8 protein-coding genes and 2 pseudogenes are annotated in these 10,897 nt (G+C 49.9%); 2 read left to right on the top strand and 8 right to left on the bottom strand.

The window, feature by feature from the left end; genetic code table 11:
• Positions 1-287: 287 nt before the first annotated feature.
• The 6 genes and pseudogenes from Q0224_RS09710 to Q0224_RS09685 form a co-directional block, all read right to left on the bottom strand.
• Positions 288-470, bottom strand: coding sequence for a hypothetical protein (locus Q0224_RS09710; RefSeq protein WP_297950958.1), 183 nt, complete (start codon positions 468-470; stop codon positions 288-290).
• A 97-nt stretch (positions 471-567) separates the two neighbouring features.
• Positions 568-1,805 (bottom strand): annotated as a pseudogene (gene pepT, locus Q0224_RS09705) (peptidase T).
• A gap of 11 nt (positions 1,806-1,816) precedes the next feature.
• Positions 1,817-3,160, bottom strand: a complete 1,344-nt coding sequence (gene dcuC, locus Q0224_RS09700) for a C4-dicarboxylate transporter DcuC (RefSeq protein WP_297950954.1) — start codon at positions 3,158-3,160, stop codon at positions 1,817-1,819.
• Positions 3,161-3,171: 11 nt separating this feature from the next.
• Positions 3,172-3,870: a dipeptidase PepE gene (gene pepE, locus Q0224_RS09695; protein ID WP_297950952.1), complete on the bottom strand. Its 699-nt coding sequence runs from the start codon at positions 3,868-3,870 to the stop codon at positions 3,172-3,174.
• Positions 3,871-3,880: 10 nt separating this feature from the next.
• Positions 3,881-5,197, bottom strand: a complete 1,317-nt coding sequence (locus Q0224_RS09690) for an amidohydrolase (protein WP_297950950.1) — start codon at positions 5,195-5,197, stop codon at positions 3,881-3,883.
• A gap of 10 nt (positions 5,198-5,207) precedes the next feature.
• The gene (locus Q0224_RS09685) at positions 5,208-6,434 is read right to left on the bottom strand and encodes a M20 family metallo-hydrolase (RefSeq protein WP_297950948.1); all 1,227 of its coding nucleotides are present in this window, start codon (positions 6,432-6,434) and stop codon (positions 5,208-5,210) included.
• Positions 6,435-6,672: 238 nt separating this feature from the next.
• On the opposite strand from Q0224_RS09685, the gene Q0224_RS09680 reads away from it, so the two are divergent.
• Positions 6,673-7,674 carry a hypothetical protein gene (locus tag Q0224_RS09680; protein WP_297950946.1) on the top strand — a complete coding sequence of 334 codons (1,002 nt, stop codon included), beginning with the start codon at positions 6,673-6,675 and terminating at the stop codon, positions 7,672-7,674.
• A gap of 561 nt (positions 7,675-8,235) precedes the next feature.
• Here Q0224_RS09680 and Q0224_RS09675 read toward each other — a convergent pair.
• Positions 8,236-9,573 carry an acetyl-CoA carboxylase biotin carboxylase subunit gene (locus tag Q0224_RS09675; RefSeq protein WP_297950944.1) on the bottom strand — a complete coding sequence of 446 codons (1,338 nt, stop codon included), beginning with the start codon at positions 9,571-9,573 and terminating at the stop codon, positions 8,236-8,238.
• Positions 9,570-10,028 (bottom strand): acetyl-CoA carboxylase biotin carboxyl carrier protein, encoded by a 459-nt coding sequence (accB, locus tag Q0224_RS09670; RefSeq protein WP_297950941.1) that lies wholly within the window; start codon positions 10,026-10,028, stop codon positions 9,570-9,572. The genes Q0224_RS09675 and accB overlap by 4 nt, the downstream gene beginning before the upstream one ends.
• Before the next feature lie 449 nt (positions 10,029-10,477).
• Between accB and Q0224_RS09665 the strand changes: the two are divergent.
• Positions 10,478-10,834, top strand: a pseudogene (locus Q0224_RS09665) (hypothetical protein); the annotation flags it as partial.
• Between the last annotated feature and the right edge of the window lie 63 nt (positions 10,835-10,897).

Here is a 10,897-nt window from a genome sequence, read left to right as displayed (position 1 = left end):
CCAAGCACCAAGGCGGATTTTCCCATTTTCGCTCCCTGAATTTCTTTAAATTTTAACGCGTTGTGTGGTTAAATTTTACTTTTACCGTGCCAAAAATTTCGTCTAGTTTGCAAATAGGGCCCGAAAATTGCGCGCTTAAGCTCGCATCGCAAGTCAAATACATAGCTCACGCGTTAAATTTCAAAGCCACGTTCGGCGCGAAATATACATCAAATCAGCTTAAATTTTATAAGACTATACGCAGTCTAGAAGCTGCCGTTTCATCGCGACGCGTTAAATGCGTAAATTTAGCGTTTGCCCACGTAGTCAAATCGCGACTCGCCTAGGCTAAACTCGAAACTACCTCGATCCACCGCACCCACGCACGCGTCGCTATCGTAAAACGCGAGCAGAAATTCCACCATCTCCTCACTACAATGGTACCGCGCAAAAGCCACGTCATAGTCGTAGCCCGCGTCATCCGTCGCCACGGAACCAAAAATTATGTCCTGCAAGGTAAAATTTCGCGGCGGAATGAACGAGCTAAATTTAAAATCAAATCTGTGCGCGGAGTAGAAAGCGCCCGAACTAAGCTTGTGCCTCTTTTGCCGCTAACGTTATGATCTGCTTAACCACTTCGCTCGCCGCTTTTAAAGAGCCTACGGGCAGGTATTCGTAGATCGAGTGGAAATTATGCCCGCCGGTAAAGAGGTTCGGGCACGGCACCCCTTTGCGGAGATGACGGCGCCGTCGTAACCGCCTCGCATAGGCTTGATCTTAGGCTCGATATTTAAGCTTTTAAAAGCTTGCTTTGCAAACCGAATTGCCGGCGCGTCGTCGTTTTTCAAAAAGTTATAGACGTTTTTGTAGCGGTCGTTTAGCGAAATTTCGATCCGATCGCCCCAGATCTCGCGAAGCCCGTCCGCCGTCTTTTGCAAAAACTCCATACGCTGCTCATATCTTTTCTCGTCAAATTCCCTCACGTCGATCTTTAGTACGGTCTTTGCGCTGTTGCCGCTAAGCTCTTTGACCCAAAAATAGCCCTCCTTGCCATCGGTGTATTCGGGCGCCTCGCCCGCGGGCAGCAGCGAGATAAACTTATGCGCCAAAAGCAAGGAATTTACGAGCTTGCCCTTGGCGTTCATCGGATGAGCGGACTGGCCTTTGAAGGTAACGACGCAATCGCCCGCGTTCCAGTTCTCGTAGATAAACTCGCCGATGCCGCAGCAATCAAGGCAGTAGCCAAATTCTGCGCCTATCTCGCTTACGTCCAGCGCCTTTGCGCCGCGCAAGCCCTGCTCCTCGTCCGGCACGAAGCAGGCGATTATCTCGCCGTGCTTGATCTGTGGATTTTGGACGAAAAATTCTAGCGCATTCAGGATCGCGGCGATCGCCGCTTTATCGTCGGCGCCTAGCAAGCTGGTGCCGCCCGTTACGATGATCTCATCTCCTTTATAATCTCGCAGCTCATCATTTTCGCTCTCTTTAAGATAGATCCCAAGCTCTTTATTCAGGCATATATCGCCACCTTCGTATCTTACGATCTGCGCTTTGGTGTCGCCCGTCTGTTCAGCGCTGGTATCAAGGTGGGCAAAAAACGCTACTCTCGGAGCGGGCGCGTCTAAATTTGAGGGAATTTTAGCGATCAAAATCGATTTCTCGCTAAGGCTGATATTTTTTATGCCCAGAGCTTCGAGCTCGCTTTTTATGAGGTCTGCAAGCTCGAGCTCCTTGGGGTTTGAGGGCATTATGCCCGCTGCACCCGCGACCCTATTCGTGGTAGTGTTGATCTTGGTGTAGTTTAAAAACCTCTGCACGATATCCACAAATGAGCCTTTTATAAAATGACAAATGCGATGACGCAGACGGATATAAACATCCCTAGAGCCGTTCTTTTAGCGATCTGAATAGGACTTACCATCGCAAGTCCCGCGCAAACGATACAAGCGCCCGCAATCGGCGATGCGCTCCTGCCTAGCGCGCCGCTTATCGCAACCGCCATACCGAGCTTATCTTGCTCAAAACCCAGCGCGTCGGCGTGCACGGTCACGGCGGTATTAAACGCCATCGACGCCGCATCTCCCGAGCCCGTTACAATGCCCATAAAAAACGGCACGAAAGTTCCGCCGAATTTTACGTAGCCCTGCTCATTTTTAAGCCACTCGATTACGAAATCGATCGCTCCGCACGCGCTAAGGCCCGCGACGAAGACGCCCGCTGCGATGATGATACCTATGATCTCGGCATACGCGCTGCCCATGCCTTTGAAAAATTCCTTCGTAATTTTTTGAGGATCGGTTAAAGTAACGGCGATGGTGAGGATAGCGCCCAGTAGCATCGCTTCGGCGACGCCCATCTTCGTCCATTTTAGGAAAGAGACCTGATTTAGGCTCGTGCCGCCGATTACCAAAATCACTAGCGGCACTAACGGCATAAGCGCGTATAAGACATTTATCTTTTGAGGCTGCGCCTCTAAATTTGAACCGTCGGCGGAATTTGACGCGACGGAATTTGCGCCGCCCTCTTTTTGTGCGAGATAATTAACCCCCTTGGTGTAGTCTTTGCAAACTATCGCCGTTATACTCATTACGATCAAAACCACGATCAAAGCGGTAATCGCGCTAGAAAACTGCACGGCGATGACGTCTTGAACCGTATAGGATGGGTTGTGCGCCTTTACCATATCGGCGACAAATACGTTGTGCGCCGAGCCCGGGCTTAAAACGCTACCGAAAGTTCCCGCAAATACCGCGGCTCCCGCCATCTCCGGTTTAACGCCCGCAGCCATCATCACGGGGATCAGCGTAGCGCCGACCGCAGCCGAGCAGCCCGCAGCGGAGGGGATAGCGATATTGATAAAATATGTAAGCGCCACGACGATAGGGATCAATAAAAACCCGATATTGCCAAGAGGCCTGGTTAGTAAATTTACGAGCGCGCGGTCGCAGCCGGTAAATTTCATCACGAAGGCAAAACCCATACTGGCGCAGATCGCCTTAATAAGCCCTGCTTTGGTCATATACGAGGTAAAGGCGCCCAGTCCGTCCAGCGGCTTTAGACAAAGCACGCACAGCACCAAACCCACGCCGATAAGCACGGTTTTGGTGTCCTTCTTCATAATCAGTAAAGCGACGACTGCGACGATACCCGCAAGCGCCAAAAGTAACCTAAGTGTCTCCACGATAACTCCTTTTAAATTTTAAATTTACTTCCCACGGCGATGCGCGAGATCTCTTTTTTATACTCGAATTTTAGCACGTCCGCATATCCCATCACCTCACACTCGTTTCCGTTTATCAAAAACGCGCTACCCTCGGGCATAGCATAGACGCTGTCGTTTTGATTGACGATCAAAAACTCCTCTAACCGCTCCTCCCTACTCTCGCCGTTGTGGTTTGAAATTTTACCGCTTATGAAGTGCGGATTGATCTGATACGGAAAGATCCCCAGAGCTACCGGCGAGGGCGGAAAGACGATCGGCATGTCGTTGGTGGTCATCATCGTCTTGCCCGCGACGTTTGCGCCGGCAGACCAGCCGAAATACGGCGTACCGCTATCCACGGCCTCTTTGATCGCGCCTAAAAGATCAAATTTATAAAGCTCATTTAGCAGCACGAAGGTATTGCCGCCGCCGATGCAGATCGATTTGGCATTTTTAACGGCGGCTTTCATATCGGAAAAGCGGTGAATCGATCTGATATTGTTGCTCTCTAGGCAGTCCACGACCTTCTGCTCGTATTGCTCGTTCGTGCGCCTAACGCCCGCAAACGGAATGAATAAAATTTCATCCTCCCAAAGACCCCCTAAAAATTCTTTGATCCACCCCTTGCAGTGGTTCAGATAGCCGCTGTCTTTGTAACTGGAAGCGCTTAGAAGTAGTGCTCTTTTCATGCCGCTTTCCTTAAATTTTGCCGTTTAGCTTATACGCGCAGCGCAGATATACGTCCACTCCCGCAAGCAGCGAGTCCTCGTCGAAGTCAAATTTGGCGTTGTGATGCCCCGCCGCAAGCGTCGTGCCGATCATCAAATATCCGCTCTTGCCGCCCGCATCCTGCACCGAGCGCATAAAGTGCGCGAAGTCCTCGCACGCGCCGAAATTTAGCTCCCTTACGATCTTATCGTTATCGATGAAAGGTGATGCCTTCGCCGCATCCTCGTAAAGCTGCGTTGTAGCCTCGTCGCTATCGCCGCCCGCGGTGCCGCCCGTGACCTGCACGTCGTAGCTGACGCCGTAAATTTTAGAAACGCCCTCCACTATGTCCATACATTTGGCCTTCATAAACTCATTCAGCTCCGTGCTCTCGCCGCGCGTCTCGCACGCAAGATAGCCGTTAGGCGCGATGACGTTGCGTCCTTCGCCAGCGCGCAGCACGCCGACGTTGATACGCGTGACGCCGTCTGCGTGCCTAGTGATGCCGTGCATATCAAGCGCCATCTCGGCTGCGGCGAGCAGGGCATTGGCTCCGTTTTGCGGCGCGCCCGCGGCGTGAGCGGACTTACCCTTTAAATTTACGTCAAATTTAGTAGTCGCAAGCAGCTTTTTGGTACCGCAGATGATGCCTCTCATAGTGGTCGCCTGAAAGCCGATATGACCGCCCAGCAGATAATCTACGCCCTTGGTAACGCCCGCAGCCTCCATACCTACGGCGCCTCTGGTGCCCTCCTCGGCGGTTTGGAAGATAAATCTAAATTTACCGCTAAAATCGTCTAAGTTTTGCGCGATCAGCTTTGCTAAAGCAAGCCCCATCGTGATATGCCCGTCGTGCCCGCACGCATGCGTAATGCCGCTGATATCGGAGCGAAAGCCCTCCTTAAAAGGGCGGTGATCCGCGTCCGTGCTCTCGGTCACGTCCACGCCGTCTATGTCAAATCTAAAAGCGACAGTCTTGCCCGCGCGTCCCGTATCGATCTGCGCCACTAGCCCCGTTAGCCCATCCTCCATCGCATCAAGAAATTTCATTTGATCTGCGTTTAGCAACTCTTTGGCGCGCTGCTTCGCCTTCTCGCAGGCATCCTTGCTACCTACGCCCTGCCTCGCCTCAGCCTTTACCACCTCGCGACCGAGCTTTATCTCATAGCCCAGGCGCTGCATACGATCCGCGATAACCGCGGTCGTAAAAAAGGTAAACCAACCCGTCTCGGGATGCGAGTGAAAAAACCTGCGATCCCCGATCATCTCGCCCTTGAGCGCCTCTACTTTTTGTGCGATAGTATCCATCTTCTCTCCTTTATTCCTTGGCTAAGCTTAACATCGCCGCGGCTAAAACCTTCGTAGCGGCAAACGCGTCGTGCCAGTTTATACTTTCATTTACGTTGTGGCTGATGCCGTCCTTGCACGGCACGAAAAGCATCCCCACGCGATCCGCAAGCTCCATCATATTCATCGCGTCGTGTCCCGCGCCGCTAGGAAGCCTCAGGCTTGGAATTTTAAGCTCGCCGGCACAGCTCTCAAGCAGAGCGATCATCTCCTCGCTTAGCTTTACGGGGCGATCCTTGATGAGATTTTTTAGTTCAAATCTGCACCCTCGGCGAGCGCAAATTTCACCTATCGCGGCGCAAATTTTATCGTCCGCCGCCCTAAGCGCTTCCTCATCGATATCGCGTATATCAAGACCTAGCGTGCAGGAGCTAGGGATTACGTTTAGCACGCCGGGTATCGCATTTGCATAGCCCGTCGTCGCGACCGTGGTTTTGCCCTCCTTTGCGATCCTCTCCGCGCTTAAAATGATCTCGCTAGCGCAAGCTAGGGCGTCGCAGCGCATATCCATCGGCGTAGCGCCGCTGTGATCGGCTCTACCCTCGATCCGTAGCTCGTATCGCACGGGTGCGGCGATACCCGTGACGACGCCCACGGGGATACCGAGTCGCTGCAATACCGGCCCCTGCTCGATATAGCTATGAAAGCTGGATTTTGACAGGACGCAGCTTTTTAAATTTGCGGGATTTAAACCGAAACTCTGCATCGCGTCAAACAGCGAAATTCCGTCTTTATCCTTTAGCTCGCCCAGCCGCTGCCGCGATAGCTTGCCGCTAATTATCTTGCTGCCTACGGTCGCCATTTTAAAGCGGCTTGATTCCTCGCAAACAAAGACGATAAGCTCCAGCGGTCGCGCAAGCCTCTCTCCGCTATCTCGCACCGTGCGGATCGCCTCCAAAGCCGCCATGACACCTAACGTGTCGTCGTAAAAGCCGCCCTGCGGCACGCTATCGATATGCGAACCCGCGCTGACGGACGGCAAATCGGGATTGCTGACGCCGCTGAATTTAGCGAAAATATTGCCCGTATCGTCGATTTTGATCTTGAAATTTTCTTTTTGAAGTAGCGATATGAGGAAGTCGCGCGCCGCTTTATCCTCGCGCGAAAACGCAAGCCGCGTAAGCCCGCCGCCCGCCAAAGCCCCAAAGCGGCTTATCTGCTCGAACTCGCTTTTAAAGCGCTGTATGTTTATCTCCATAAATTCCCCTTTTCTTAAAAAATTTATGAATACGGCATTTTAATATTAAATTTATATAACAAAGCTGAAATTTACTTATCGCGGCGGCAAATATGGCGCTAAAACGGCGCGAGCAAAGCCGCTTTAAGATAACGCTATAAATTTTAAATTTTGCCTTCTGGGCTTTAAAATCGCGACGCGCCTGCTTAGCTTCAGACTAAACGGATATAATTATCGCAAAATTCAACGAGGAGTGCAGATGAAGCAGGGCTCGCTAGAGGGGCTTTATGAAAAGCTAAGGCAATTTGATAGGCTGGCGGATAAGGAGGAGTATCTGTTTGATGCGATAAGGGGAGCTATCGAGGCGGAAAATTTCGAATTTGCCGCGCAAATTTGCGACTTTGTGCTAAACGAGGAATTTGAAAAATTCGGCGCATTTTTAAGAACCAGAGCGCTAATGTGGCTCACGGGCTACATCGCGCAAAATTTAAAAGAAAGCGAATACCCGAATTTTGGCGACTTTGAGAGCTGTCTGTGGAAATTTAAATGGATAGTCTCGGGCATAGCCAAAAGCTCTATAATCGAAAGGGAGCTCATAGACGAGGTGAACAAGGCGATGCTGTTTTACTACGAGCGTTTGGAGCTCTCGCTGGCCTCATACTACAAGGCTTTGATGAACCAAAACATCGATATGGGCGACGCTAGAGAGGCAAGGTCCAACTATGAGCTGTGGAAAAAGCTTGCCAAAGACGATATGGCCGACTGCGAGGCGTGTGAAGCAAGCGATGAGATCGCGTATTTAAATTTTGCAGGCGAGCATGCAGCGGCGCTGGGTCTTGCCGAGCCGATACTCTCGGGCGAGCTAACCTGCTCCGAGGTGCCGCAAATAACCTACGCACCGATACTTTTTAGCATGATAAAGACGGGCAAGATAGAGGAGGCAAAAACCCTGCTACCCAAGGCCGCGGCGACGATCGAGTCAAATCCTCGCGTCATAAACCAGATCGCGCCGCTAATCGAGATCGCCGTCAGGCTGGATGAGCGCGAGACGGCGCTAAGCTTAGCTCGTAAACACTCGCACGCCATACTCGATAGCAACGACGATCTGAACGACCTACGATTTTTCATCGCCGTTAGCGCGTTTGGCGATGAGGGCGACTACAAGACGGCTTTGGAGCTGGCGGGCAGATTTGACGCTAGAAATCAAAACTTCTACTACGCCGATTATCTAAATAAATTTTACGAGGAATTCGGGGTTTGAAATTTGACGGTTTAAAGACCTAGCGCGCTTTGCCTATAAATCAGTCGTCGTTTCTAGCGCGCGGCAAATAATCGTAAATTTACGGCTCGATACTACTTTTTTCATACTCGCAACGGCGAGTGCGATAAAATTTATGCAGAACGTGCATTGGTGGCTCGTGCGGTAAATTTTAGCCGCTTACTCGCAGGCGGTGGTGGTGGTCACCGAAATAGATAATTAAAGCGTGTACGCGACTTAAAATTTTAACTAGATCGGTGCGGATCAAAGCGAATATTTGCGGTGACAATACACACATTCTAAATTTAAATCGCCATAGAACGTAAAATTTAAACCGAGCCCAGCATTTATCTAGCCGTAAAACACGTGCGACGACGTATCTCGCGCGTCGTCACTTAGATTTAGCGGCAAATTTAATAGTAAAATTTTAAAACGTGGCACGATAAAATTTTAAAACAAAATTTCAAGTAGATTTTTAAATATAAAATTTCAAACGGAATCTTAAATGCAGAATTTCAAATAAATTTTAAAATTCCAAGAGTATCATCCCTTGGAGTTTTAAATTTAATGCTTGGCTAGGTAATTTGTGTCGTAGTTATTATCCACGAAATCGGGGTTATTCATCATCCTAAGATGAAAATCGCGCGTCGATTTTATGCCGCCGATGATGAGCTCATCTAGCGCGACCTTCATTTTTGCGATCGCGCGCTGGCGGTCCTTGTCGTGGACGATGAGCTTGCCGATCATGCTGTCGTAGTAAGGCGGCACCGAGTAGCCCTCATAAACGTGGCTATCCATTCGCACATTTCTGCCGCCCGGAGCGACGTATTTTGTGATTTTGCCCGGGTTTGGCATAAAGCTTTTAGAGTCCTCGGCGGTGATGCGGCACTCAAGCGCATGCCCGCTAAATTTTATCTCGCTTTGAGGCAGCAGCTTCTCGCCCTGCGCGATGCGGATCATCCACTCGATCAGATCGAGCCCGCTTCGCATCTCGCTTACGGTGTGTTCGACCTGCAAGCGGGTGTTCATCTCGATGAAATAGAATTTCTTGTCCTTGCTATCGTATAAAAACTCAAACGTTCCCGCGCTTGCGTATCCGATCGCCTTAGCGGCGCGAACCGCCGTTTCATGCAGGCTTTTTCGCGTCTGCTCATCCAAGATTACGGCTGGGCTCTCTTCGATTAGCTTTTGGTGGCGGCGCTGCATCGAGCAGTCGCGCTCGCCGATATGCACGACATGTCCATGCTCGTCGCCTAAGACCTGAACCTCGATGTGGCGGGGGTTTGTGATATATTTTTCCATATACATCGTGCCGTCGCCAAACGCGCTCATCGCTTCGCTCTCTGCCGACCAAAAGAGCTTTTCGATATCCTCTTCGCGCTCGACCACGCGCATTCCGCGCCCACCGCCACCGGCTGCGGCTTTAATGATGACCGGATAGCCGATTTCGACGGCTAGCTTGCGTGCCTCTTCGACGCTTGCGATCGCGCCGTCGCTGCCAGGCACTACGGGGATGCCCGCGCGCATCATCACTTGCTTAGCCTTGCTCTTATCGCTCATTAAAGTCATTGCCTCGACGCTCGGGCCGATAAATTTAATGCCGTGCTTAGCGCAAATTTCTACGAAATTTTGACTTTCGCTCAAAAAGCCGTATCCCGGAAATATCGCGTCAGCTTCGGTTAGCTCGCAGGCTGTGATGATTGCGGGGATATTTAGGTAGCTATCGCTGCTGCGCGGTCCGCCTATACAGACCGACGCGTCGGCGTATTTGACGTAAAGCGCGTCCTGATCGGCGGTGGAGTGCACGACGATGGCTTGCTTGCCCATCTCTTGGATCGTGCGAAGCGCTCTGAGCGCTATCTCGCCGCGATTTGCGATTAGAATTTTCTTAAGCTCCCTCATAGCTTCTCGACCTCAAACAGCGCCATAGCGTATTCAACGGGCTGCCCGTCCTCGACGAGGGCTTTTTTGATGCGGCAGTCAAACTCCGCTTCGATCTCGTTCATAATCTTCATTGCTTCTATTATGCCGATTGTATCGCCCTTATGCACGACCTGGCCTACGCTTACGAATTCCGCCGCACCCGGGCTTGGCGCCTTATAAAAAGTACCGACCATTGGGCTGTCAATCGTATCCATCGAGCCTTTTGTGGCGGGTTTGTCGCCCACGAGCACGTTTACCGAAGGCGCAGCAAGTTGCGGAGTGGGTACTGGTGCGGCAAGCTGAGGCGTGATCCCACCGCACGCTCCATATTTTTTTATCTCGATTTCAAAATCTTTATCTTTAATTTTTAGCTCGTTAATGCCTTGCTTTTCGCCGAAAAAATCCATTAACTCTTTGATTTCTGCTTTTGTCATAAATTTCTCCTGAAAAAATTTGCGAAATTCTAGCTAAATTTTTATAATTGTTTCTTTAAATGGATTTTTACGGGAGCTTTTAAAAGGCGCGGCACGGAATTTGCGGCGGATTTGCGAACTGATTTTAAGGATTTACGAGGCGCGATTTGCCTCGTTCATTTTAAGCTCGAACTTCACAAGCGAGACACGGAATTTTGCCGTAAGAGCACGAAATTATTTTGAATTCTTTAAAAATTTATACTTAATCTTACGACTAGAATTCTACGCTTTAAACGTTAAATTCCGCGCTTTGCTTTAAAATTCCACCTTCGAGCTCGTATCAAAATCCTGCGCCTTGCTTTTCTTTAAAATTTCGCGCTGAAATTTTGTTTGGCTCTCTTTAACTTAAGCTCACACAAAGGAGCAGTAAGTTACGATGAGCACAATGTTCTTGAAAAGTAACTAGCGTAGTGAGGTTAAAAAATAAGTATATAATTCGTTCCCGAATTTCGTAGAAGAAATTTAGAGAAATTCTCAAGTATTTTGCAGAAGACATAGAAGCATCAAAGATATCGAATTTAACTAAAATCTCAGAAGTAACGCTATGTAAAATCTTTAGGGAAATAAGAAATCTTATGTCTCAAGAATGTGAAAAGATAAGTAAATTTAGCGGTGAGATTTCCAGCTTGCAAGCTCGCCTAGAAGCTTCGCTTTGAGATTGACGAAAGCTACTTTTACTTCGCTTCGCTCGTAACTGCGAGCAGAACGGAGCTAAAAGAGTAAGAGGTAAGAGAGGTAGAGGAGCAGCAAATAAAACTCCGGTATTTAACTTCGATTCGCTCGTTACTGCGAGCAGAACGGTATGCTTAAAAGAGACGGCAAAGTCTATA

Origin of the sequence: uncultured Campylobacter sp. (assembly GCF_938002845.1) — a bacterium.
Classification (GTDB): Bacteria; Campylobacterota; Campylobacteria; order Campylobacterales; family Campylobacteraceae; genus Campylobacter_B.
This window is presented reverse-complemented; position numbering and strand designations above follow the sequence as displayed.

Coding starts and splice junctions, on each gene's coding strand:
- Q0224_RS09690 (WP_297950950.1), bottom strand. CDS start 5,197: ATGGATACTATCGCACAAAAAGTAGAGGCGCTCAAGGGCGAGATGATC.
- Q0224_RS09680 (WP_297950946.1), top strand. CDS start 6,673: ATGAAGCAGGGCTCGCTAGAGGGGCTTTATGAAAAGCTAAGGCAATTT.
- Q0224_RS09675 (WP_297950944.1), bottom strand. CDS start 9,573: ATGAGGGAGCTTAAGAAAATTCTAATCGCAAATCGCGGCGAGATAGCG.
- accB (WP_297950941.1), bottom strand. CDS start 10,028: ATGACAAAAGCAGAAATCAAAGAGTTAATGGATTTTTTCGGCGAAAAG.
- Q0224_RS09685 (WP_297950948.1), bottom strand. CDS start 6,434: ATGGAGATAAACATACAGCGCTTTAAAAGCGAGTTCGAGCAGATAAGC.
- pepE (WP_297950952.1), bottom strand. CDS start 3,870: ATGAAAAGAGCACTACTTCTAAGCGCTTCCAGTTACAAAGACAGCGGC.